Origin of the sequence: Ornithinibacillus contaminans, assembly GCF_001038425.2 — a bacterium.
Taxonomy (GTDB): domain Bacteria; phylum Bacillota; class Bacilli; order Bacillales; family Amphibacillaceae; genus Ornithinibacillus; species Ornithinibacillus contaminans.
The window spans coordinates 1-24,622 of record NZ_LDPV02000034.1 but is presented as its reverse complement, the minus strand read 5'-3'; the positions used below and the strand labels follow the sequence as shown (position 1 = coordinate 24,622).

General features: G+C 37.6%; 25 protein-coding genes and 2 other annotated features. Of the genes, 5 read left to right on the top strand and 20 right to left on the bottom strand.

From position 1 onward, the window contains the following. Nucleotide 1: 1 nt before the first annotated feature. Complete coding sequence (locus tag JF53_RS07650; protein ID WP_047982513.1) at nt 2-1,228, bottom strand: metallophosphoesterase family protein; 1,227 nt, start codon at nt 1,226-1,228, stop codon at nt 2-4. A gap of 137 nt (nt 1,229-1,365) precedes the next feature. On the opposite strand from JF53_RS07650, the gene JF53_RS07645 reads away from it, so the two are divergent. Next, on the top strand, nt 1,366-1,551 hold the full coding sequence (locus JF53_RS07645) for a YhzD family protein (RefSeq protein WP_047982514.1): 186 nt from the start codon (nt 1,366-1,368) through the stop codon (nt 1,549-1,551). 230 nt (nt 1,552-1,781) lie between these two features. Here the strand turns inward: JF53_RS07645 and nhaC are convergent, their stop codons facing one another. From nhaC to JF53_RS07630, 3 genes are all read right to left on the bottom strand, one after another. Next, nucleotides 1,782-3,182, bottom strand: a complete 1,401-nt coding sequence (nhaC, locus tag JF53_RS07640; RefSeq protein WP_047982515.1) for a Na+/H+ antiporter NhaC — start codon at nt 3,180-3,182, stop codon at nt 1,782-1,784. 45 nt (nt 3,183-3,227) lie between these two features. Then, nucleotides 3,228-3,421, bottom strand: a binding site (T-box leader). A 60-nt stretch (nt 3,422-3,481) separates the two neighbouring features. After that, nucleotides 3,482-3,675, bottom strand: a binding site (T-box leader). Nucleotides 3,676-3,754: 79 nt separating this feature from the next. Next, a complete protein-coding gene (locus JF53_RS07635; protein ID WP_047982516.1) occupies nt 3,755-4,528 on the bottom strand; it encodes an enoyl-CoA hydratase-related protein in 774 nt (257 codons plus the stop codon). 153 nt (nt 4,529-4,681) lie between these two features. Continuing rightward, nucleotides 4,682-5,032, bottom strand: coding sequence for a YlbF family regulator (locus tag JF53_RS07630; protein WP_047982517.1), 351 nt, complete (start codon nt 5,030-5,032; stop codon nt 4,682-4,684). Between the two features lie 156 nt (nt 5,033-5,188). On the opposite strand from JF53_RS07630, the gene JF53_RS07625 reads away from it, so the two are divergent. After that, a complete protein-coding gene (locus JF53_RS07625; protein ID WP_047982518.1) occupies nt 5,189-6,067 on the top strand; it encodes a PucR family transcriptional regulator in 879 nt (292 codons plus the stop codon). 127 nt (nt 6,068-6,194) lie between these two features. Further along, on the top strand, nt 6,195-7,292 hold the full coding sequence (locus JF53_RS07620; RefSeq protein WP_047982519.1) for an ABC transporter ATP-binding protein: 1,098 nt from the start codon (nt 6,195-6,197) through the stop codon (nt 7,290-7,292). 237 nt (nt 7,293-7,529) lie between these two features. On the opposite strand, the gene JF53_RS07615 is transcribed toward JF53_RS07620, so the two are convergent. Beyond that, nucleotides 7,530-7,730, bottom strand: a complete 201-nt coding sequence (locus tag JF53_RS07615) for an alpha/beta-type small acid-soluble spore protein (RefSeq protein WP_047982520.1) — start codon at nt 7,728-7,730, stop codon at nt 7,530-7,532. Nucleotides 7,731-7,875: 145 nt separating this feature from the next. Beyond that, nucleotides 7,876-9,261: a class II fumarate hydratase gene (gene fumC / locus JF53_RS07610; protein WP_047982521.1), complete on the bottom strand. Its 1,386-nt coding sequence runs from the start codon at nt 9,259-9,261 to the stop codon at nt 7,876-7,878. Nucleotides 9,262-9,492: 231 nt separating this feature from the next. On the opposite strand from fumC, the gene JF53_RS07605 reads away from it, so the two are divergent. Continuing rightward, entirely contained in the window at nt 9,493-10,404 is a 912-nt protein-coding gene (locus JF53_RS07605; protein ID WP_047982522.1) for a zinc dependent phospholipase C family protein, read from the top strand. A 104-nt stretch (nt 10,405-10,508) separates the two neighbouring features. Here the strand turns inward: JF53_RS07605 and JF53_RS07600 are convergent, their stop codons facing one another. From JF53_RS07600 to JF53_RS07590, 3 genes are all read right to left on the bottom strand, one after another. Further along, nucleotides 10,509-11,786: an MFS transporter gene (locus tag JF53_RS07600; protein ID WP_047982523.1), complete on the bottom strand. Its 1,278-nt coding sequence runs from the start codon at nt 11,784-11,786 to the stop codon at nt 10,509-10,511. A 71-nt stretch (nt 11,787-11,857) separates the two neighbouring features. Then, the gene (locus JF53_RS07595; RefSeq protein ID WP_047982524.1) at nt 11,858-13,318 is read right to left on the bottom strand and encodes a methyl-accepting chemotaxis protein; all 1,461 of its coding nucleotides are present in this window, start codon (nt 13,316-13,318) and stop codon (nt 11,858-11,860) included. A gap of 85 nt (nt 13,319-13,403) precedes the next feature. Further along, nucleotides 13,404-13,637 carry a hypothetical protein gene (locus JF53_RS07590; protein ID WP_047982525.1) on the bottom strand — a complete coding sequence of 78 codons (234 nt, stop codon included), beginning with the start codon at nt 13,635-13,637 and terminating at the stop codon, nt 13,404-13,406. Nucleotides 13,638-13,940: 303 nt separating this feature from the next. On the opposite strand from JF53_RS07590, the gene JF53_RS07585 reads away from it, so the two are divergent. Next, entirely contained in the window at nt 13,941-14,810 is an 870-nt protein-coding gene (locus JF53_RS07585; protein WP_047982526.1) for a cation diffusion facilitator family transporter, read from the top strand. Nucleotides 14,811-14,902: 92 nt separating this feature from the next. Here JF53_RS07585 and JF53_RS07580 read toward each other — a convergent pair whose 3' ends face one another. The 11 genes from JF53_RS07580 to JF53_RS07530 form a co-directional block, all read right to left on the bottom strand. Next, a complete protein-coding gene (locus JF53_RS07580; RefSeq protein WP_047982527.1) occupies nt 14,903-15,202 on the bottom strand; it encodes an AzlD domain-containing protein in 300 nt (99 codons plus the stop codon). Continuing rightward, entirely contained in the window at nt 15,199-15,927 is a 729-nt protein-coding gene (locus tag JF53_RS07575) for an AzlC family ABC transporter permease (RefSeq protein ID WP_047982528.1), read from the bottom strand. Before JF53_RS07575 ends, JF53_RS07580 begins: the two co-directional genes overlap by 4 nt. Nucleotides 15,928-16,052: 125 nt before the next feature. Continuing rightward, on the bottom strand, nt 16,053-16,805 hold the full coding sequence (gene map, locus JF53_RS07570) for a type I methionyl aminopeptidase (RefSeq protein WP_047982529.1): 753 nt from the start codon (nt 16,803-16,805) through the stop codon (nt 16,053-16,055). A 243-nt stretch (nt 16,806-17,048) separates the two neighbouring features. Continuing rightward, complete coding sequence (locus JF53_RS07565; RefSeq protein WP_047982530.1) at nt 17,049-17,807, bottom strand: (S)-benzoin forming benzil reductase; 759 nt, start codon at nt 17,805-17,807, stop codon at nt 17,049-17,051. 18 nt (nt 17,808-17,825) lie between these two features. Then, entirely contained in the window at nt 17,826-18,809 is a 984-nt protein-coding gene (locus JF53_RS07560) for a phosphotransferase enzyme family protein (protein ID WP_047982531.1), read from the bottom strand. A gap of 39 nt (nt 18,810-18,848) precedes the next feature. Continuing rightward, nucleotides 18,849-20,216, bottom strand: coding sequence for a dipeptidase (locus tag JF53_RS07555; protein ID WP_047982532.1), 1,368 nt, complete (start codon nt 20,214-20,216; stop codon nt 18,849-18,851). 337 nt (nt 20,217-20,553) lie between these two features. Then, nucleotides 20,554-21,687 (bottom strand): bifunctional cystathionine gamma-lyase/homocysteine desulfhydrase, encoded by a 1,134-nt coding sequence (locus JF53_RS07550; RefSeq protein ID WP_047982533.1) that lies wholly within the window; start codon nt 21,685-21,687, stop codon nt 20,554-20,556. 1 nt (nt 21,688) lies between these two features. Further along, nucleotides 21,689-22,624 (bottom strand): PLP-dependent cysteine synthase family protein, encoded by a 936-nt coding sequence (locus JF53_RS07545; RefSeq protein ID WP_047982534.1) that lies wholly within the window; start codon nt 22,622-22,624, stop codon nt 21,689-21,691. 88 nt (nt 22,625-22,712) lie between these two features. Further along, nucleotides 22,713-23,171 carry an S-ribosylhomocysteine lyase gene (locus JF53_RS07540; RefSeq protein WP_047982535.1) on the bottom strand — a complete coding sequence of 153 codons (459 nt, stop codon included), beginning with the start codon at nt 23,169-23,171 and terminating at the stop codon, nt 22,713-22,715. A gap of 21 nt (nt 23,172-23,192) precedes the next feature. Beyond that, nucleotides 23,193-23,831 (bottom strand): class I SAM-dependent DNA methyltransferase, encoded by a 639-nt coding sequence (locus JF53_RS07535; RefSeq protein WP_047982536.1) that lies wholly within the window; start codon nt 23,829-23,831, stop codon nt 23,193-23,195. Between the two features lie 260 nt (nt 23,832-24,091). Then, a partial coding sequence (locus JF53_RS07530) for an IS3 family transposase (RefSeq protein ID WP_047982126.1) occupies nt 24,092-24,622 on the bottom strand: 531 nt, incomplete at its 5' end.

The window sequence follows — 24,622 nt, the reverse complement described above, 5'->3', positions numbered from 1 at the left end:
CTCATTCCTTTAACAGCTGATGAATCAATAGTTGAAATGCTTCTTCTTTAACTTGCTCTTCTTCATCTTCAGCAAGTGCATCCATATATTTTCTAGCTTCTTTATGCTGAAATAATTCGCTTAGATAGTCGTTAATTGACACTTCTTCCAATCGGTTTGATAATTCGCCGATAAAGTGTTCACCTTTTAGACGATTTGGTTCAATGGCAGTATTATCAAGTATCGTTACTCGGTAAATATACAGCCAATTTTGCTGAAATAGTAAACTTTCATTCACAATTTCAATGATATCCTCTACTAGATTATCATTTTTCCAGTTGATTAAATTTCTATCATTACTTTGTAGGGCTAAATCAATCAATTGTGGTACAACTGTATCTAGCTCTGTTAATTTGTTTTTAATTAATGGTTCAAGACTATGTATGGAGTCACAATTTGTTACATCGATAGTTACGTGATTATATTGGATTGCTTGGAGTGGAATGAACTCAACTTGTTGGTTACTCGCTGATATTTCCACCAAATAACAGCCCTTCTCTCCCGTTTCCTTTCGATTTCTCCCTTGAATATTTCCTGGATAAATCACATACGGATTCTCCGCCAAAACCTGTCTTTTATGAATATGTCCTAATGCCCAGTAGTCAAAGTGCTTCCTTGTTAGCTCACCAAGTTGAAAAGGGGCGTACGTGTCATGCTCCGTATTGCTTTCAATACTACCGTGTAGCATGGCAATATGAAATGGAATTGTAGAATCCACTATGTGATATTCAGCTGTCTTTTTATTCGTAACAGCACGGTTTTCATAACTAAATCCATAAATTGCCGCTAATGCTTGGCTGTTTTTTTGATAGGTGAATGATCGCACTTGTTCATCTGGGAAAACATGGACATTCTCTGGATATACGATAGGGTAACTATTCCCCTTTATAAAATCATGGTTACCATAGGATACGTAGACATCTATATGATGGCGCTCTAACGCTTGAAATGCATTTCGTAGTTTAATTTGTGCCTTTAAACTTTGTCTTTCATTATCGAATAAATCACCAACGAGCAGGACAAAATCTACTTTTTTATCAATTGCTGCCGCTACTAAATTATCAAGTGCCACAAATGTACTTTGACGGACTTCTTGGAAGACCGTTTCATTCAAATTGGAAAGTCCATTAAAGGGGCTGTCCAAATGTAAATCTGCTGCATGGATAAACGATATTTTCTTCTCCACCATCATACCTCCTCTACTAGCTTTATTTTACCAAAAACAAGAAGCGAATGCACGTTCGTAGAAATATTTTTTGTTTAGAAGGATTTTTTAAGAAAAGAGCGAATATATACCATATGAAGAAAGCGTCAGGAGGTATTATTATGAAGACATATGTTTTGACTGTTTTTGATAAGTCTGGTGAAAAATTAATGGATGACACGTTTGAAGCAACTAATGATCAAGAAGCAAAAATGTTAGGCGAAGAACGTTTAACAAAAGCAGGCTATCTCGAACACACTCATCGCTGTGTTTCACCGGATGCTAAATTAATTCTATTCCATCGGTAATAAATGTGTACAGGAAGAGCGTGTGACATAAGTACTTTTAACAAGATAAAATCCGAATGTTCGCGTAATTCCCTCGGGAATATACTCCGCTGAATTAGTGCATAGCTCGTAATTTTACATTTCACTTATGTCCCTGGCTCTTCCTGTATTTATGCATTTGTGATTCTAATCCGGTTAATTTAAGAAATCACGAACACACCATTAGCTTTTAGAAAATATAGCGACTTCCTTCATGTAATAATTTCTTCTTTTTCATTCTCATATTCTTTTCTTCTAATCGTCCATCCAGTAACTCCAAATAGCACATTAATAATCGGTACAAGAAAAACAAAGAATGCATATGGAATAAACGCTGCTGGACTAATTCCAAACATACCTGAAATAAATACAGCTGGAACACTCCATGGTACTAGATTAATCCCTACAGTACCGACTGCTTCAACCGCTCGAGAGAGGTTTTTTGTATCAATGTTCATTGACTTATACTTCTCTACAAAGGTTCTTGCTGGTAAAATGATTGATAAATATTGCTCTCCCGTTGTAAATGCTACTACAAAGGTTGATAGAATGGTGGATGTAATTAATGAACTAGTTGTTCTTACTTTTTCCAACATCTTTCTAGTCAGAACATGAAAAGCACCCGTTGATTCCAATATTCCTCCAAGTGCAGTTGCAAGAATTACCAATGCTATTGTTTCAAACATGGATGATAATCCTCCGCGATTTAGTAATGAATCTATTGCTGGAACACCAGATTCCCCCGAGAAGCCATTTGTCATCGTATGAATAATAGACGAAATGGAAGACCCCTGTACTACGATTGCAATCAGCGCACCTAATAAACTCACACTGATTAATGCTGGAATGGCTGGTGTTTTTTTCAGGATTAAAATTATCGTTAGCATTGGCATTAAAAGTAATAATGGATGAATGACGAATAAGTCATCTAATCCATTTTTTATTTCATTAATCGTCGATGGATCAGCAGCACTTCCTTGCTCTGGGCTACTCATAAACCAAAAAATTATAATAGATACTATAAATGCAGGAATCGTGTCCCAAAGCATATGTTTTACATGGCTAAAAAGATCTGTCTCTGCTACTACTGGTGCAATATTAGTTGTATCAGAAACTGGAGATAATTTGTCACCAAAAAATGCGCCAGATATAACTGCACCTGCAACAATTCCAGCAGAGAAACCAAGTCCTTCTCCTATCACCATAAACGCTAATCCGATAGTCGCAATCGATGTAAAAGAGCTCCCCAATGTTAGGGAAATAATTCCCGTTACGAGTACAACCATTGGTAAAAATACATCTGGTTGAATAAATGATAATCCATAGAAAATCACTGTTGGAATAACACCACTAGCAATCCATGATCCGATTATTGTACCAATAATCATTAATATAAAAACAGCCGACAAAGCTCGACTAACACCTTTTACCATCAGGCTTTGGATCTCTTCCCATTTCCATCCACATAAAACGCTAATGACGACCGCTACTATTATTCCAAAGATCAATGGGAAGTGCATACTTGCTCCCCATAGGAAAACAGCAAATGATGCTGTAACAATAATTGTAATAATTGGTAATAATGCTTGCACTACTGTTAATTCCTTCTTCATCATACATCCTCCTTAAAATGGATAAAAAAAAGAGCTTCCATCCCCAAAAGGGACGGAAGCTCCGCGGTACCACCCTAGTTAACAGACTACTGTCTGCTCGCTTGTATTAGATAACGGCCGAAACCGGATTAATCAGCTCCCCATTTGTACTTCGCTTTACATCTTGCCTGTTTCACACCACCCAACAGGTCTCTCATAACAAGTATTGTAAAACTACTATAATAGTTCATTGCTTTTATATGATGAAATTGTATTTGTGAAAAAAATGATAGAAATAAAAAAAGAGCTTCCATCCCTAAAAAAGGGACGGAAGCTCCGCGGTACCACCCTAGTTAGCAGACTACTCTGCTCGCTTGTATTAGATAACGGCCGAAACCGGATTAATCAGCTCCCTATCTGTAATTCACTGTACATCTTGCCCGATTCACACCAACCACCAGGTCTCTACATTTCAAGTATTGTACTAGCTACTATGATAGTTCCACGCATTTCCATCATGAAATTAAAACTTATCATAATCCTTTCAAAAAAAATTGTCAATATAAATTTTTTCCTTTTTACGTCCTATTAATTTACTTCCCTTTAAAAACTGGTTTCCTTTTTTCTAAGAATGCATGGACACCTTCTTGATGGTCCTCCGTATTTCGAAGCTCCCATTGATTCCGCTGTTCGATTTCAAGGTAGTAATTTAATGTGTCTAAATGTCGCTTATGATAAGTCATTTTTGTTTTCAGCATAGCGATTGTTGGAGAAGCCAAAAGCATTTGGCAAAGTTTTTCTGCTGCTGTTCGAACTTCCTCTTCTGTTACAACATCTACCAGTCCCAATGTATTAGCTTCCAGACCTGTAACTTGCCTTGGATTCCCCCAGATAAATTGTTTCGCTCGCTGTGTGCCAAGACGTTGCTCCGCCCAAAAGTGCCCTCCGCCATCTGGCGCGAGTCCCACCCCATTAAATAACATGCCTAATTTTGCTTCGTGGTGTGCAACAACATAATCTGCAGTTAGCGCTAAGCTTAGCCCTAATCCTGCAGCTGATCCTTGAATTGCGGAAACAACAAGTTTAGGCATCATATAGAGCTTGCGCACAATAGCAGCAATGGTTTCCATCACAGAATCAAAGAACTCTTGATTGTCAAAATCCTTCATCATGGCGATATCACCACCTGCACAAAATGCATTTCCTTCACCAAAAATCAGAACGATATTATCGGTATTTTTTTCAATTGCTTCAACGACTTCCAATAGTTCTTCTAGCATCTCTTTATTTAGTGCATTATATCGATCAGGTCGGTTTAAGATAATGGATGAAATGGAATGGTTATTTTCATACCGTACATAACGCAATAGCTACTCCCCCTAATTGTTTAGTATTCTTCCTATCCAAGTTATTCGCTATTGAACAGGTTAATTCCTTCCTTAACCTGCAACACGGTATGAACCATTAAAAAAACGCAAGGATTCTAATGCGTATCCCTACGTTTTTACTATCAACGATTATTAACCTTGTTGTGAACCATAAAGCTCCTCTAAAGGCTTTGTAATAATTTGGCTAATTTCATTAATCACTTGATTTAAGCGTTGTTCTTCCTGCATAAGCGTTGATATTGCCTCATGCTGTTGAACTAGCTCTACGACACCACGAGCTTTTTCGATTTCTTCTTCCGTAATTTCTTGACCTTGCATTTGTTTCTGTTGTAATTCCATTTGGGTATCACGGAAATCTTCGAACATTTTTTTAGCTGATGCATCATTCATAACCGCTTCAAATGCTGATTTTAATCCTTTAAATTCTTCACTTTCACGAATTGCCTTTTCTAAATCATAGGCACTATCATACATATTTGGCAAAACAAATTCCTCCTTGATTACGATTACACCCACTATAACAAACCAATAGCTTGCTGTATACCGATAGCTTTTTTACGAAATAATTTAAATTCTTTTTTTAAACCACACTCCAATTGATATAATGGAAAAAAAGACTATAAAAAAGAGGTTTTCCGATTGATAGCTAAACTAAAAGAATTTTTTCCATCCTTACAACATTTTGATACGATTCCCACTACTTTAGATGATCAGTATAAATGGTTTATCACGAATACGAATGAGATTATTGGCATACACCAAGACGAGCTTGAGGCAAAAGATTTACTGTTACTCAATACATTTTTAGAGCAGCTGCAGCCATTATTTCCAATCATGTCTGCCGATGAAAAAAAGTGGAAATCATGGGTACAACAAGAAACGATCCAGTCGGGCTCTGACTTTACCTTTCGCTTTATTTATTTTGAAATTGCGAGAGAGCAATTAGATCCTATTGCGTTTAAAGATGCGATTAATCAACTGTTCGCAAAGGATATTACGATATTATGGGAAAACGAACAGACTGGTATTATCATTGAACAACAACCAAGTGACCTAGAAGAACCAATTTCGTATAGCGAAATCATTGATATCTTAATGAGTGATCTGTATGTGAAAATTCGTTTTTTCATTGGTCCATACCTATCTAGTCAAACAAATATGAAGCAGCATTATCACCACCTCACCTCAAGTGCTCAAATTGCGTTTGCGCATTCAGAAAGCAATGTGATTACATATTTAGAAGCAATTCCATACCTTCTAATCGATCAAGCGGATCCTGCTTTTAAACAAGATATTAGTAGTTTGGTTTTACAGGAATTTCTTCATGATTCAGATTTCAGCAATATGATGGAGGTTTTTCTTGAAAGCAATTTAAATATTTCAGTTGCAGCCAAAAAACTGTACATGCATCGGAATAGTCTGCAATACCGAATTGATAAATTTTATGAGCGGACAGGGATTGATGTGCGAGATTTTTATCAAGCACTGACTGTTTACCTAGCTTTATTAGCTAAATAGTTTCTAGTAAACATGCACAAAGACTTCTATTATCTTTGTGCATGTTTGCTATTTCCTTCATCCTACTCATTTATTATACTGAAACTAGTTATAAAAACGCTTACAAAATTAGAGGGGGATTTTTATCATGGCTGAATTACAATTAAATCATATTCAAAAGAAGTACGATAAAGATGTAATTGCGGTAAACGACTTCAATCTGCACATTCAGGATAAAGAGTTTATTGTATTCGTAGGACCATCTGGTTGTGGTAAATCGACAACACTTCGAATGATTGCTGGATTAGAAGAAATTACAGAAGGTGAATTATTCATTGATGATAAAAAAATGAATGATGTTGCACCGAAAGATCGTGACATTGCGATGGTATTCCAAAACTATGCCTTATATCCGCATATGAATGTATACGATAATATGGCATTTGGTTTAAAACTACGGAAGTTCAAAAAAGATGAAATTGATAAGCGCGTCCAAAACGCTGCTAAGATTCTTGGATTAGAAGCTTATTTAGACCGGAAACCAAAAGCACTTTCTGGTGGACAACGTCAGCGTGTTGCATTAGGTCGTGCAATCGTTCGTGATGCGAAAGTATTCTTAATGGATGAACCATTATCTAACCTGGATGCGAAATTACGTGTACAAATGCGTGCTGAAATTCAAAAGCTTCATAAACGGTTACAAACTACAACAATTTATGTAACACATGACCAAACCGAGGCAATGACAATGGCTACTCGTCTTGTCGTTATGAAGGACGGTGTTATCCAACAAGTGGGGGCACCAAAGGATGTTTATGACAATCCAAATAATGTGTTCGTTGGTGGATTCATCGGATCTCCTTCCATGAATTTCTTAACAGGTAAATTAACGGAAACTGACTTCGTTATGGGTGACGTGAAGATTAATATTCCAGAAGGTAAATTGAAGTTGTTAAAAGAAAAAGGTTATATCAATAAAGATGTAATTTTAGGAATTCGTCCTGAGGATATTCATGATGAACTAGTGTTTATTGAATCCTCACCTCAGACAAAAATTTCTGCTTTAATTGAAGTGGCCGAATTAATGGGTGCAGAAACATTCTTATACTCTAAAGTAAGTAATCAAGATTTTATCGCTCGTGTTGATTCCCGTTCGGATATTCACGGTGGCGAAACTATTGACTTAGCATTAGACATGAATAAAGCACACTTCTTTGATGCAGATACAGAAGAAAGAATTAAATAAATCCAATCCATAAAGAGGGATTTGGTAGTGACCCCTGGTAAGTTAGTGAAAAATCTAACGTACCGGGACAGTCACAGTACCATTGGTCCTCTTTTTTTGTTATATTTTTGTAACGTATAGGGAATTATTTCTAGCATTTAGTAAATAATACAATTATTCAACAGGATGGTAACAATTAAAAAGGGAAAGTCGATTTGACTTTCCCTCGTAAAGGGCTATACACCCCAGATGCCATCATTATTGAATTTTTCCGTTAAGTTGTTGTTGAGCTGTTTGAACTAGACGCTTAGTGATTTCTCCACCAACAGAACCGTTAGCACGAGAAGTAGTGTCAGCACCAAGGTTTACACCAAACTCAGAAGCGATTTCATATTTCATTTGTTGAAGAGCTTGTTCAACACCAGGTACAAGTAATTGGTTTGAATTGTTGCTTGCCATGTTTTATCACCTCCTGTACCTATATTGTTAACAGAACAGAAAATCTTATCACAAATAACCATTGGTAATTTGTGGCTCGCTCCCATGTTTTTTTGCATGCAAAAAAAAGAATCCTACTTTTCATAAGCAGGATTCTTTTTCGTTCTTATTTAGGATGTGTCATTTCTTTCGGATTAACATATTGATCAAATTCTTGTTCGGTTAACAGACCTAATGCAACCGCCGTCTCTTTTAATGTAGCATTATCTGCATATGCTTTTTTAGCAATCTTCGCTGCATTCTCATAGCCGATATGAGGATTTAAAGCTGTCACTAGCATTAGTGAATCATTTAGATTCTTTTCAATTTGATCTAGATTTGGCTCAATTCCTTGTGCACATCGTTCATCAAATGAAAGCATGCTGTCTGCTAGTAGCTGACATGACTGTAAGAAATTATAGGCGATAACTGGCTTAAATACATTTAATTCGAAGTTCCCTTGACTAGCTGCAAAACCAATCGTTGCATCATTTCCCATGACTTGTGCCGCAACCATCGTAACAGCTTCACTTTGTGTTGGGTTCACTTTTCCTGGCATGATCGAGCTTCCTGGCTCATTTTCTGGAATCGTAATTTCCCCAATTCCACAGCGAGGTCCACTTGCTAACCAACGAACATCATTGGCAATTTTCATCAAGTCTGCAGCCAATCCCTTTAATGCACCATGAGCAAAGACAGATTCATCATGACTTGTTAATGCGTGAAATTTATTTGGTGCCGTAATAAATTCTTTCTTCGTATAGTTGCTAATTTCTTTACTAACTCGTTCAGAGAATTCCGGATGTGCATTTAGTCCTGTACCTACTGCAGTACCACCTAGCGCAAGCTCACGTAAATATTTTAGGCTCTCAATAATCATGCTTTCAGATTTTTCTAGCATGCGATGCCAGCCACTAATTTCTTGTCCTAGTGTTAATGGTGTTGCGTCTTGAAGATGTGTTCTCCCAATTTTAACAATTGAACTGAATGCTTCCATTTTAGTTTTAAACGTTTGCTTTAAAGTTTGTAAAGCGGGAAGTACTTCATCCTCTAGTTTTAAAACTGCTGCAATATGCATCGCAGTTGGATACGTATCATTAGAACTTTGTGATTTATTGACATCATCATTTGGATGAAGTGTAAGATCACTACCCTCTGCTTTTAGCCATTCATTTCCTACAAAAGCTAATACCTCATTCACATTCATGTTCGATTGAGTACCACTACCAGTTTGCCACACAACTAATGGAAAATGCTGATTCAATTTCCCATCTATTAGTTGTAATGCTGCATATTCGATTGCATCCGCTTTTTTAGCTTCCAATAATCCTAAATCATGATTTACTTTCGCTGCACTTTTCTTCAAAATTGCAAACGCTTTTATAATTTCGATTGGCATTGTCTCATTACCAATTGGAAAGTTTTCCTTACTTCGCTGTGTTTGTGCACCCCAAAATTTATCCGCTGGTACCTTCACTTCGCCCAATGTATCATGTTCTAATCGATATTCCATATGTATTTCCTCCCCTATTGTTACGAATCCTGCTTATTCAGCAGTTTAAATTCACTTACATAATCCCTCTCTATTGTACCAAATTTTTAATAAATGCGAATCCTTAATTACTGCCATCTCCTATTTTTTATATCTCTCCGCTAAATTCACAAAATTGTAATCCATCCTGATACGTTTTACCATTATACTAGTAACTAGACATTTTACATTTCATTGACAGGAGGACTTTCCATGCCTAACATATGGACACATATGCTGTTTTGCGAGGATGTGGTTGATGCCATTGGCCATCCAGAATCAATCCCAAAGCATAGTTATATTTTGAATTTAGGTGCACAAGGTCCCGATCCTTTCTTTTATTATAATTTTTGGCCATGGATAAAGGATGAGCCGGTTCACCAGATAGGTAATTTACTCCACACGAAAAAATGTGGTGATTTTCTAATGGATTTAATTATTTCTGCCAAAGACAAATCGGAAGAAATTAAATCCTATGTATTAGCTTTTATGACTCATCATATTTTAGACCGAAATACACATCCATATGTGCATTACCGCGCGGGGTATGACGGAAATAAGCATCAGAAGCTAGAGGTGATCATTGACACTTTAATGATGGAACGCTATAAAAACTTAAAAACCTGGAAAACACCCGTCTCTAAAGAAATTCACCTTACAAAGCATCAACGAACAGCCATAGCCGATTTCTTGCATCCTGCGATTGTTCGACACTACCCAGAAATAGCTAAGAACTCTTCGGGCTATATAAAAAAAGCATTTCAAGACATGAAGCTTGCGCAAAAGCTATTAGCAGATCCTTATGGATGGAAAAATAAACTTTTCAAATCGTTGGTTTCTTCCTATTCATATCAACCTATTACTGTACATACTGATTATCTTAATGTAGAGCACAAAACATGGAGACATTCTGCTACAAATGAACCATCGCTAAAGAGCTTTATCGATTTATATGAACAAGCACGAATTGAAGCAATTGGAATTATGAAATATGTGTTGGATTTCTGGTCAAATCGGGGATCAACACGTTCAGATTTAGAAGAAATCATCGGGGATATTTCCTATGACACAGGTTTACCGCTTCAGTTAGATTTACAAAACAAATTTAGTGAGCCAATCGTATAAAACGAAACCGCTTTTGTAAAAAAAGTGTTTTAGCAAAATACATGTACAAGAGAAGCTGGGAAATTAGCAATTTTAACCATACTTATCTCCCAGCTCTCATTACTTTAGTTATTCTGTTTTTTTGCTGCTTGTACACCTTTTTCAATGTTTACGAAGCTAAGTAAGATAATACCTGCAATAAAGAAGAACACTAATGATAAAATACCAAACCTACTATCACCAGTAATCTGACCTACAAAACCGAATAGAAATGGTCCAAATACAGCCGAAAACTTAGATGATATTCCGTAAAAGCCGAAGAATTCCCCTGTTTTATTTTCAGGTACCATCCGACCAAATATCGATCTACTTAATGCTTGGGAACCACCCTGTACAAATCCTACACAAATAGCCAATAAGTAAAAATGAAGAGCTGAATTCATGAAATACCCAATGATGACAATACCTAGGTAAATGAACAGCGTCATCATTAATGCTTTCTTTGGTGCGATTTTGCTCGCTAGCCACCCGAAGAAAAATGTAAATGGTATTCCTACAAATTGTGTAATGAGTAACGCAACAATTAAATCATTTGTTCCAATTCCGATATCTGCACCATAAATAGTCGCCATACGAATAATGGTCGAAATTCCATCATTATATAACCAAAACGCAAACAGAAATAGTAATAGATGCTTGAATTGTTTAATTTCCTTAAAGGTACTTCCGATTCTGGTAAAGCCAATGGTTAGAAACGATTTATCTCGTTTTACAGATACGTGTTTTTCTTCCTTAATGTTTTTCAGTAGTGGAATCGAGAAGACAAACCACCAAATTCCTACCGTCAAAAACGAAACCTTCATGGCAACGATTTGGTCGGCCATCCCAAACCAGCCGGGATTTAATATCATGAGTACATTAATAAGTAACAGGATTCCTCCACCAACATACCCTAATGCAAAACCACCTGCAGATACACGGTCTAAGTCTTTTTCCTCTGCTATTTCCGGTAAAAAGGCATCGTAGAAAATATTAGCACCAGAAAACCCGATGGAGCCGATAATAAACATAATTGCTACAAATAAATAATTCCCATCACCGGTAAAAGCTAATAGTATACTCGCAATCATCCCCATAAATGCGAAAAAACGGAGAAACTTCATTTTCGAAGCGGAAAAATCACTAATGGCACCAAGAATCGGCGCTAAAATCGCTACAATTAGTACAGCAATCGAATTCGCATAGCCCCAATAGCTTGTTGCCAAGCCATCGGCTAATCCACCTTGGGTCGCCATCGTATCATAAAATATCGGTAGAACTGCCGCTAGCATTGTGGTTGCAAATGCAGAGTTACCAAAATCATATAACATCCAGCTGACTTGCTTTTTTCTGTCCTCTTTCATTTCTCACACCCCTCTTGTGTATAGCATAGCAAACTATCGAAACAACCAGTGTTAAGAAAAAGTAAAGTTTATTAAGATCGTTCTAAGGTAGCAGCCGCTTCATTAGTCGTTTCAACCGCTACAACTAAATACTCCATTCGATTTACTTGCTCATCGACAATTGCTTCCAATTCTTCAATTGTTGCCGTTGTTTCCTCCATTAAGCTAGCCAAATTATCCACTGACTGCTCAATAGATTCCGAAGAACCTTTTATCGTACTCGCTTGTTTATTCAAATACTGTAGGTAGTTAATAAAACCTTCCAGCTGCTCAATGATCGTTGTGAAGTTTTCTGTTGCTAATAAAGCATGTCCTGCGCTTGTTTGTAATTGATCCTGATTATAAATGACCTCTTTCTGTGTACTTTGTGCATCAGCTTCAATCATTTGTAGATTTTCACGAATCTGTTTGGCTGTTAGCTGGGAAACCTCAGCTAACTTACGTATTTCTGACGCGACAACGGAGAAACCTTTTCCATATTCTCCAGCCCGTGCTGCTTCAATACTGGCATTTAACGCTAATAGATTTGTCTGCTCCGCGATGGCTTGAATTTTTTCAGCGTTGGTATTGTTTTCATAAATACGGTTAACTAGACTTTCCATATTCATCGTTAATGTTTGAAAGGACAATTGAAAATTTTCGAGTGTACCAGACAAAGCTTCCATTGTTCCCTTGCCTTTCGTCGATAATCCAATTAAATCCTCCCCGTCTTGAATGCTTCTCGTGAAGGATTCAAGCATTTTTTCTAAAGACTGATGGGTTGTATTGGTTGACTCTGATATTCCGGCTGCCGTTTCTGCCTGAGCTTGACTCGCTCTAGCAATTTCTTGAAACCCTTCTAGCATTTCTTTTATTTGATTACGGTTCAGATTACTATCTTGTTCAATGATAGTCATTTGTTCTCTTACCTTTTTAGCACCTGCTTGGACATTCTTCGTACGAATCTGTTCTTCATTCGTCTTTAATTCCATATCAGATAACGTTTGATGCATTGTTGCGATGAACCCTCTGGTTACCTTAATTTGAATGAATAATACAAGGAAAATCAATATAAAAAACACCGTTGTAATAGCTGCTGACCGCGTATCAAATCCTACTGTTTGTCCCTTTATAAGGATGAAAAAGATCAGTAGCCCGATACCTAAAGCACCACCAGTAGTTAATACTGCTTTTGATAACGACACCGCTGCAACCGCTAACAAAAAGAAGGTAAACAACATATTTGTTACGTAATCGGAGCTTAGCATAATAATAAGGGATACACCGGTTAAACATACTACAGCAATGTAAGGCACTAGCTGACTATACATGGCTTTTACATTTAAAAATGCAATAACCCCTATACCAACAATTCCACCGATAGACAGTGCGAGCATATTTTCCACTGGTGCCCCCACAACAACTTCCGCTCCTAAACCAAGTAGTAAAGAGAATAGTAAGATATAGAGCAATAGACGATTTTGTTTCTTTAGAACATCACTATCTAATTTCATAAAATCCCCCTAATTTCTTTTCTTAATTACTTACACGAAAATAGCCTTACCAAACGTAGGCAAGGCTATGGAAAGATGTGAGCATTTATTCCCAAATATACTGTAAATATTGTTCGCGAACGCTTCTAAACTCCTCTATATTCCCTTTTTCAATGGAATTGTTTAACTTTTTCTCCAGCACTTGTTTATTCCAATTAAAGCATAGTTCATCTAATAATAATCGTGACGATAAACGAATTTCAAAGGATATTTCTCTTCTAGCGTTTAGGACCTTTCCTTCATACGGACAAAAGCGATAAATTACCTTTTCCTTTTTCATGGGATACGCCCCTTTGCTCCTTTATTCCATTATCCTAAATTTTATGAATAATTGCAATCAGATTTTACAAAAAGTACAAACTAGAACTCGGTTATATTTTTTGGACAAATGAAAGATACTTACATCATGGCAATTGATATTACATAGCGCTTATTTGTTTCTCTAGACTCATCGATTTCCCTTTGTTATAGTGTAAAGGTTGACATAAAGCAATTTCTACATCTAGATAATTTTTGTATAGAAGAAACAGTTAATGGTTATTCGAATACATGGAGCAATTCATGTATTTTTGGAGGCATTTCAATGAATCAGACCAATAATTTAAAAAGTGGTGAAAAAGGCGCATGGATAAGTATTATTGCTTATCTAGTATTGGCTAGCACAAAGCTAATCATTGCGTATCTAGGTAGTTCAGAAGCGTTATGGGCCGATGGATTGAATAATTCTACCGATGTTATTGCATCGATAGCCATCCTAATTGGGTTACGAATTTCGCAAAAGCCACCTGATCGAAACCATCGATATGGGCATTACCGTGCAGAGACGATTGCCTCCCTTTTAGCTGCTTTCATTATGGTAGCTGTTGGATTACAGGTCATTTTTAATACAATACAAAAGCTGTTTATTAGCGAGTTAGAGCAGCCGGACCTACTTACTGCTTGGACAGCCGTCGGGGCAGCTATCATCATGTATATTGTTTATCGCTATAATCTTCGCTTAGCAAAACGGATAAACAGCAGTGCCCTGCATGCCGCAGCACAAGATAATCGTTCCGATGCGCTCGTTAGTATCGGTGCTTTTATTGGAATTATCGGTGCCCAGTTTGGGATATCTTGGTTAGATCCATTAGCTGGATTCCTAGTGGGACTCATCATCTGTAAAACTGCTTGGGATATTTTTAAAGATTCCACACTGACATTAACCGATGCCTTCGATGAGGATCGATTACAGGAGATTAATAAAACGATATCTAGATTTTCAGAGGTTAAAAAGGTGGTAGACATTAAGGGGCGTTCACTCGGTAATCAGCCGATTCTTGATGTAACGATTAAAGTAGATCCGTACTTAAATGTCCAGCAAAGTCACGATATCACCGTGAAAATAGAACAGGTATTAGCGAACAAGCATGGGATTTTACATACCCATATTCATATTGAGCCATATTTAGATTAAGAAAAAGCTAGGGTATACGTGTAGTTGGGACGATTAAATCCAAACCTTCTACGTATCTCCTAGCTACCTTTATAGAATTGTTCTTTCACCAACTAGATTAAAGTAGTCATTAAAAAAACAGATATGATGGCACCAATAACGACGAAAATTACATTTAATCCGATATAAGCTAACAAAATGGCAATAATTCCACCAGCTAATCCAATGTAGGGGTTATCAGCATTTACTGTTAGTACTCCTGGAAAAATAAGTGCTCCTAATGCTGCATAAGGAATCGCATTCAACCAACGATTTATCCAGTCCTTAAACTGCAATTTATCAACAACGAAAGCAGGAATAATTCTTGGTATCATCGTAACGAGTGACATACCAATTATTATGAACAAAATCATTCACTCGCCTCCTTCAAGAAATAGACACCACTTAAGCCACCAATAACCGTACCAAAAACAATAGCCCAACCACTACTCATAAATTGCAAACAAATCACATTAACCAGCATCGCAATTATTGCAATTAACCCGACACGGAATTCCTTTTTGACAGAAGGAACCAATAAGCCAATAAACATAGCATAAAGGGCAATTCCCATGCTTTGACTCAACGTCTCTGGAATTACTTCCCCTAACAACCCACCAAACAATGATCCGATTACCCAAGATAAATATGCTGTCAGTGTAATAGCCGAATAGAATAGATAGCCTTTCTCCTCTTTCGCTTCTTTCGTATGTAATGATGACACCGCAAACGTCTCATCAGTCAAACCAAATGCAAGTGGTACCTTCCACTTCATTGAAACTGGACGCATTCGATTCATGAAGGATAAACTCATAACAAAATGCCGAAAGTTAAGAACAAAGGTTGCAATAATAATTTCTACTGCTCCTGCCCCTAGTGCAATCATATTTGCCCCCATAAATTGACTTGCTCCCGCAAACACTAATATACTCATCCATGTTATTTCCATCAGCGTCATTCCAGATTGCTTCGCTAACACACCATAAGTAATCGCGATAGGAATATACCCAATCATGATAGGAAAACCAACTGCCAACCCACGTTTAATCATAACGAAAGACGTTGGAGTTTTTTTTATGCTTTGTTCTACTGTCTCCATCTATTTCTCCCCCACTTAAAGTTCTCATAATTATAACTGATTTTTTGTAATAGAAAAAGTACGGTACGGGCAAAAGCCATAAAAAAAGAACCGGTATCATTCGATACAGGTCCTATGATATTTTATTATCGGTCTTGCTCAGTCAAAATAATTGGATCGCCTTCTGTAATCACAATCGTATGTTCATATTGTGCAGATCGTCCACCATCTACGGTTCTAGCAGTCCAGTTATTACTATCAACTTGACTTGGCCAATCACCTTCATTAAGCATCGGCTCAATGGTTATTACCATTCCTGGCTTCAGTCTTAGTCCTTTATTCGGTAGGCCATAATGTGGGATAAGTGGGTCCTCGTGAATTGTTGGTCCAATTCCATGACCTGTGAAATCACGTACCACAGAAAATCCTTCTGCTTCCGCATATACCTGAATCGCATGACCGATATCTCCAATTCGGTTACCCGCTCGTGCCTGCTCGATCCCTTTATATAAGGATTTTTTTGTAACATCCATTAATCGAAGACCTTTTTCATCTACATTCCCAACTGCATATGTCCAAGCTGAATCTGCCAATCCACCATCTAAATTCACAACCATATCAATGGTAACGATATCGCCATCCTTTAATGCTTCTGCACGAGGAAAGCCGTGGCAAATCTCATCATTTATCGAAGCACATGTCGCATATGGGAACCCATTGTATCCTTTTTGTTCAGGAATTGCACCATGTTCTTCCAAGAGCTTATCAACAAAAGCATCAATTTCAAGTGTCGTAATACCTGGTTTAATTAACTTAGCAATTTCTTTGTGAACTTGAACAAGTAAGTCTCCTGCCTTTTGCATTTGTTCTATTTCACGCGTACTCTTTCTAGTAATCATATTTCTTCGTCCTTTCTATTCATCAGCTTCAGGCTGTAACTACTATAGTATATTTTACGTTTCCTAAGTGTACCATAATTCGTTGATACTTTCAGTAATTTGTACCCTACCTGATAGGCAACCTGCTAGGTAACCTATGCTTGATGTGCCTGGTATATTCCGTTCATAGCACCGAGTATGGAACAAGCTTTTAACAACAAAAGAATAGAAGGGATTACATCCTTATACCCCTTCTATTCTATCCTAAAAATATTCATTTACCTGATAAATTTTACCGTTCTCAATACTCGCCTCGTCATTCAAAATATCAATCAAAATACCACCAACTGTATCGGTATCACGCAATTGGTTCTTCTCCTTATATGCTTTGAACTTGTCAACTTCACGAAACGCTTCTTTGGAGCTTGAACGAATTAACTGTTGCATATTGGTGTTCATTATACCAGGGTTAAATGCAATAATCTTTTGGCCGGTCTTTTGTTCCTCTTGCTCTAAAGCAGCTGTTCTTGTATACATATTAATGCTTGCTTTCGAACTGCAATAGGCACCCCAGCCATAGATAGGACGATCTGCTGCACCAGATGTAATATTTACTCCGATAAAATTAGCATCAATGATAGTCGTAAAATGTAGCATCTGATTCATTAAAATAATTGGTGCAACAGTATTTAATTGAAAATGATAAAGGAGCGCCTCGTTATCCAGCTGGTGAACCTGATTAATCGGTTCAACAATAGCCGCATTATTAATCAAGTACAATAAAGAAGGACGGTGGCTATCCATATCTTGTTTTAGTTGCTCAATAGTAGCTTCTAAACCTGACATATTTGCGAGATCACAGGAATAATGCTGATAACTTACATTGTTTTTGTCAGCGATTTTACGGAGACGCTTATTCTCGTTTCGCGATATTCCAAGCACCTTAATCCCAGATTCGAGAAATGCCTTCGCAATAGATTCTCCTAGCCCTTTTGATACTCCAGTAATAAGCGCAATTTTCATGCTGAACACCCCCACATGTTATTCATTCCCAACTATTGCTTTCTGTTGTTCGATACGGTCCTTCATTTGTTGCATTCTGCGCTTTAATACGTCACTACGATCCTGTGGCGCTATTTTTTTATTAAGGGCTGTATACAGCAAGATGTCTCTAACCTTCAGAAAAAGTGGTATTAACGTCTCCCATCCCTCTGGTGGTTCTATTTCCGTACGATAACCTTCCATGAATGCGGTTAAAAAGCGGTTCGCAAACTCTTGTTTTGCTTGTTCATTGGATTCATCAGGAAATAGCGAATAACAGCTATAGTAAAGTGGAATGGCTATATCTGAAACATGCCAAAAATAGCAAGCATCATCAAAATCAAAAATATAGATTTCCTTTCCATCGTAGAAAAAGTTCCCACTATGCACATCATTGTGGATGAGTCCATAGTGCTTTTTAGGCAAATTCTTTACATGTTCGATTATTTCCATTGTACGAGTAATAACGAGCGTTTCCTCCGCTGGAATGTATTGATCAATAGCAAATAAATCATCTTCATACCATTGTTTACGCGTCATCCGCTTCGGTTTATACTGACTCGTTAAACGATGTAACTTGCCAATTTCTTTTCCCCAGCTTTGGAATAGACGTTTTTCATATATGGTATCAGTTGATTTAACTTGTTTTCCAACTACCTTCGAAAAGAGACACGCATAAAAAATGGTACCATCCTCCGCTATTTGCTTCTCAATTAACTGGTTATTAATAGATGGAAAAGTAACAGAAACATTTGCTCCATTTGCATATAAATAGTTAACCCAGTCAATCTCTCCCATGATTTCTTCTTCCGTGCGATGTGAGCTATGTGTGACCCGTAAAATATATGGTGTATCATTACGCAATACTTCATATACATAGTTTTCAAAGTCACCTAGTAATTTATACGCTTCATCTAATCCATATGCATGTAGAAATCGATTCAGAATTCCAGAATGATAAACCTCCGCTACCGACTTTTCCATCTAAGGCTCCCCCTATATTTAAAATCTCATCCCGCCAAGCTAATTCGTTATTTCATACCAATAATAGACTAGTGTTTCCATCCCTTTGTCATAACTATCTAATGGAAAGCTCTCATTTGGGGAATGAAGACGGTCATCAGGTGTTCCAAAACCTAATAAGACAATTGGGATATTGTAGATATCTTCAATCCATTCCACCACCGGGATAGATCCTCCCATTCGCACGTAAACCGTTTCTTTTCCAAATGCCTTCGTGTAACTATCAGCAGCTTTTTGAATTAATGGATGATTGGGTTCCACTTTATAGGCCTTTGCGGAAAGTTTCTCCTTTTTAACGGTGACAGTTACTCCTTTTGGTGCTACTTTGTTGATATGATCGATTAATAATTGTTGAATCTTTTCCGGATCCTGTCCTGGTACTAATCGACACGTAATTTTTGCAGTTGCAGAAGTTGGAATGATGGTCTTCGTTCCTTCACCTTGGTAGCCACCATATATTCCATTAATTTCAAAAGTTGGTCTTGCCATCGTATGTTCCTTTGGTGTATACCCCTTTTCAGAAACAGTTTCCGTAATTCCAGTAGCTTTCATAAAATCCTCACTAGGAACCTGCGCAATTAAACGACGCTCTTCCTCGGTCAAATCTTCTACTCCATTATAGAATCCATTGACTGAAACCACTTCATCTTCATTCTTCATCGAAGCTAAAATATGTGATAATGCCATGATTGGGTTACGTACGGCCCCACCATACATTCCTGAATGCAAATCGTGATCAGGACCAGTAACAGAAATTTCTATTCCAGTGAATCCCTTCAATCCATAAAGGATGGTCGGCTGATTGTTAGCAACCATTCCAGAATCTGAAATAACGGCAAAATCTGCTTGGAAGAGCTCTTTTTTCTCTTGAAGCATTCCATATAGATTTTCACTTCCGATTTCTTCTTCACCTTCTAGACAAACCTTTACGTTAACAGGTAGTTTCCCTTCAGTCTTCATAATGGCTTCAAATACTGCTAAATGCATGAATACCTGCCCTTTATCATCACTTGAACCACGTGCATAAAGTCTTCCATCACGAACCTCAGGTTTAAATGGATCGCTATCCCATAATTCAATCGGATCTACTGGTTGTACATCATAGTGACCATATAATAATACTGTCGGTGCATTAGGACCCGCTTGAGTATATTCAGCATAGACAATCGGATGTTTTTGTGTTTCAATTTGTTGGCTATTTTCAAAACCAATTTCAGTTAAATAGGTTTGTAAAAAGTTTGCTGCTTTTCTTACATCTTCTTTATGTACACTATCTGTGCTCACACTTGGAATTGCTAAAAAGTCATACATTTTCTGTAAAAGACGTTCTCGGTTTTCCGTTAAATAGGCTAATGCTTTTTCACTCATACATGCACACCTCTTCTTTAGTTTATGGTGTTTATTTTAACATAAATTAAATGGAGCGAAATGAATATTTTAATGGAGGTGGATTGTTTTTGTTGGAAGCTGTCGACTTTCCTTTAATTTCCCCTAAAGACAAAAGAGCCAGGGACATATGTGTTTATGGTTAGATAAGTCCGAACGTTGGCGCACGATACCCGCTCCGGGAGTATACGTCGCTTTCCGCGAGGGGCTCTGAGCCTCCTCGCGCAGGAGTATACGTATTTTCCCTACGCTGAATCAGTGTATTGTTCTTCCTTTCATCTTTCCATTTTACTTATGTTCCCGGCTCTTCTTCATTCTTCTAGCGCAATGCTTGTGCTAAATCTTCTATTAAATCCTCACTATCTTCAATTCCAACTGAAATACGGATTAATCCGTCTGTTATACCTAACTCTGCTCTTCGTTCAGCAGGGATGGAAGCATGCGTCATTTTAGCTGGTAGTGAAATAAGACTTTCAACAGCTCCTAAACTTTCCGCAAGGGTGAAATAATTAACACGTTTTAATACTTCTTCAGCACGTTCACCACTTCCAACGTCAAAGGAAATCATACCACCAAATCCACCAGACTGGCTTTTGGCAATTTCATGTCCTGGATGCGCTGGTAATCCTGGGTAAAATACAGTTGTCACTTTTTCATGTCCCTGTAAAAATTCCACTATTTTTTGTGTATTAGATTCTGTCGCTTCCATTCTAAGTGCTAACGTTTTAATCCCGCGCATTAATAACCATGAATCCTGTGGCCCTAACACTGCTCCTACAGAGTTTTGCAGAAAATGAATACGGTCTGCTAGTTCGTCTGATTTCACAGCAACTAACCCTGCCACAACATCACTATGCCCACCGATATATTTCGTTGCACTGTGCAAAACAATGTCTGCACCTAAGTCAAGCGGCTGTTGCCAGTATGGTGTAGCAAACGTATTATCTACAATAAGTAATAGGTTATGTTTTTGGGCGATTTCCGACATCTTCTTTATATCGGTAATTTTTAATAATGGATTTGTTGGCGTTTCAACGTATAATGCCTTCGTATTTGGTTTAATTGCATGCTCAACTGTTGCAATGTTACTCGTATCAACAAATGTATGGTCTAAGTTAAATCGATTCAGTACCTTTGTCATTAATCGATAAGAACCACCATAGACATCATCTGTTAAAACCACATGGTCTCCTGCATCCAATAACATCATTACCGTCGAGATCGCCGCCATCCCAGATCCAAACGCAAAGCCGCGACTCCCGTTCTCTAAATCAGCTATTACCGTTTCTAACGCATGGCGTGTTGGATTACCTGTACGTGAATATTCGTAGCCACGGAAATTTCCAACACCATCCTGTTTATAGGTGCTTACTTGATAAATTGGTACTGATACAGCACCAGTTTGTTCGTCTCGTGTAATTCCACCATGAATCATCTTTGTCTTTGAACGCATATTATACCTCCGTACTTATCACCTGTGGATAGATATTTTTACTTAAATAGCGATCACTACTATCTGGAAAAATCGTAACAATCTTAGTTCCTGCCTTTGCCTTCTGTGCTTCTTTTACCGCCGCAACCATCGCTGCACCTGACGAACTCCCAACTAATAGTCCTTCATTTTTAGCTAAGGACTCCACCATTCGAAAAGCATCCTCATCAGATACCGTATAAATTTGGTCGAAATAAGACGTATCGATAAAAGGAGGGAAAAATTCCATGCCAATCCCTTCTGTTCGATGAGAACCAGGATTGCCACCAGCAATAATAGATCCTTCTGGTTCAACAATGACCGTTTTTATCGCCTCATTTTTCTCCTTCAAAAAGCTAGCACATCCCATGAATGTTCCACCAGTACCTGCTCCTGCTACAAAAATGTCCACTTCCCCCTGTAAATCCTCCCAGATTTCTGGTGCGAGTGTCTTGTAATAAGTAGCTGGATTGGCGGCATTATCGAATTGCTGCGGTGAGAAGCTATTTGGTATTTTGGCTAACAGTTCATTCGTTTTTTTGATAGCACCTGTCATCCCATCTTCACGAGGGGTGTGGACAATTTTCGCTCCAAGTGCTTGCATAATGGTCTGTTTTTCGATACTGAAATGTTCTGGCACACAAAAAATAACATTGATATTTCTTTCTCTGGCTGCTAACGCAAGACCAATTCCCGTATTACCAGCTGTTGGCTCAATAATCGTCCCCCCTGGAGTAATCATACCCGTTTCCAAGGCATTCTCGATTAACGCAACACCTAAACGATCCTTAACACTCCCCCCGGGATTGAAAAATTCCAGCTTTGCATATATAGAAACTCCAGTTGGAATAGCGAAGTTCGTTAGTTTAAGCAATGGTGTTTGGCCAATCAATTCATTAAGCGAATGATAAATCGCCATTTTACTTCACCTCGTTAAGAAAAGCGCAAGGCGCCCGATTAGAAATTCGCTCGCGCCAAGAGCTTATACAACATTGAATTTTTCTTTGTTAAAATACCTCATGCCATTCATTTTTTTTGGCTAGCATTTCTTTAGCGATTTCCTGTGCTCCTTCTAGACTATGGTTCGCTGCCCAGCCACATTGAACCTCATTACATGCAGGTACTTCCTCAGCATGCAAGACATCTTCAAGAGTTTTTTCTAATACATCCAGCACTTCATCATATGAATCATTATTAAGAATCGCTAAATAGAAACCAGTTTGACAGCCCATTGGACCTATATCTAATACATTATCCATATGATTACGAATATTTTCGGCCATTAAATGCTCTAACGAATGCAATCCTGGCATTTCCATATGCTCTTTATTAGGCTGTTTAAAGCGAATATCATATTTATACACTTTATCGCCATTTGCTCCCTCTGTTACACCTACTAACCGAACATAAGGTGCCTTTACTTTCGTATGGTCTAGGTTAAAGCTTTCTACATTCATTTTCTTCATTCGTATTCTCTCCTCACTGTTCTATTTATATGTTGCTATGATTAACCAAACGAAATCATTCATTTGTTTAAACGAAATGTCAAAATTGTGATCGGTAAAAATTTCCTCGATTATTGGGATAATTGGATAGTACTCCCGCTCCAAATCTTCTGCTAAGTCTTGATACCCAAGCTTGTATGCTTCTGCTATTTTAGCCTGCTTTCGTTCTGCAGTTAGGAACATCGTATCAGCAAAAACTACCTTCCCATTTGGTAACAGTGTCTCAGCAAAGCCCTTTACCGCAGTTTGTTTCTCCGTGTCAGTTAAATGATGAAATGCATAGGTGCTAACTATCGTATCAATTGTAAAAGGTGGCTTTGGAAAATTTAAAAAGTCTCCATCCACAATTTGTACCATTGGAAGTTTTTCCACAGCAATCTCACGCATGGCGGCCGAAGGTTCAACACCAAAAACCATATGACCTGCAGCAAGTAATTTCGCTGTCAAATTACCGGTGCCAACACCAAATTCTAGTATGTTTCCTGCAGCACTTTCGGTAACTTCTTTCAAAATTATATCATAATTCTGAAACACTTCTTTATATTGTGGATCATGCCCCATAACACTATTGTCATAGTCATCAGCCCACTCCTCAAATATTTCGAGAAACTCTCTCCCCATATAATTCAACTCCAGTATAAAATAAATTCACAGTAATCCACTATGTTTTATATGAATTATATGTAATAGACTACCATAAGTTGAATGCTTTATCAAAAAGAAGGACTGGGGCATAAGTGTTTTGAGCTAGATACACATCCGAACAGTGGCTCACTATTTAGGGAAAAATAGTGAGCCACTCTATGAACTGCCCCCTGTCAAGTAGACAGGTAAAAAAACAAATTTTTTGTGCCATGTATGAATTCCATGCATGGCTTTTCTTATGCTGGAATTCTTAGCCCCATCTTCAACGTCACGCGCTTTGTATTATAAAATTCAATATAAGCCTCAATATCTTTTTCTAATTCTTCAAATGTGTTATAAGTGGTTAATCGATACATCTCTTCCTTGATGATCCCCCAAAAATTCTCCATTGGACCGTTATCAATACATCTACCAACACGTGACATGCTCTGGATAATTTTGTGTTCTTCCACAAAGTTTTTAAATCCATGGGAGGTGTATTGAAAGCCACGATCACTATGAAATAATGTCTTCATTGGAATAATCGTATCTTTAATCTGAGTGACCGTATCACGTACTAAGGCATTGTTATTATGTCGTGATAATTTATAGGCTACAATTTTATTTTCACCATAATCCAAGATGGCACTTAAATATGCTTTCGAATGAACTCCGTACTTGAATTCAGTGACATCTGTTAATAATACTTCCATCGCGTTATAGTCGGCTTGGAATTTTCTATTTAAAACATTTTCAGCTATATGTTGCGGTTTATGTGGCTTATAGGT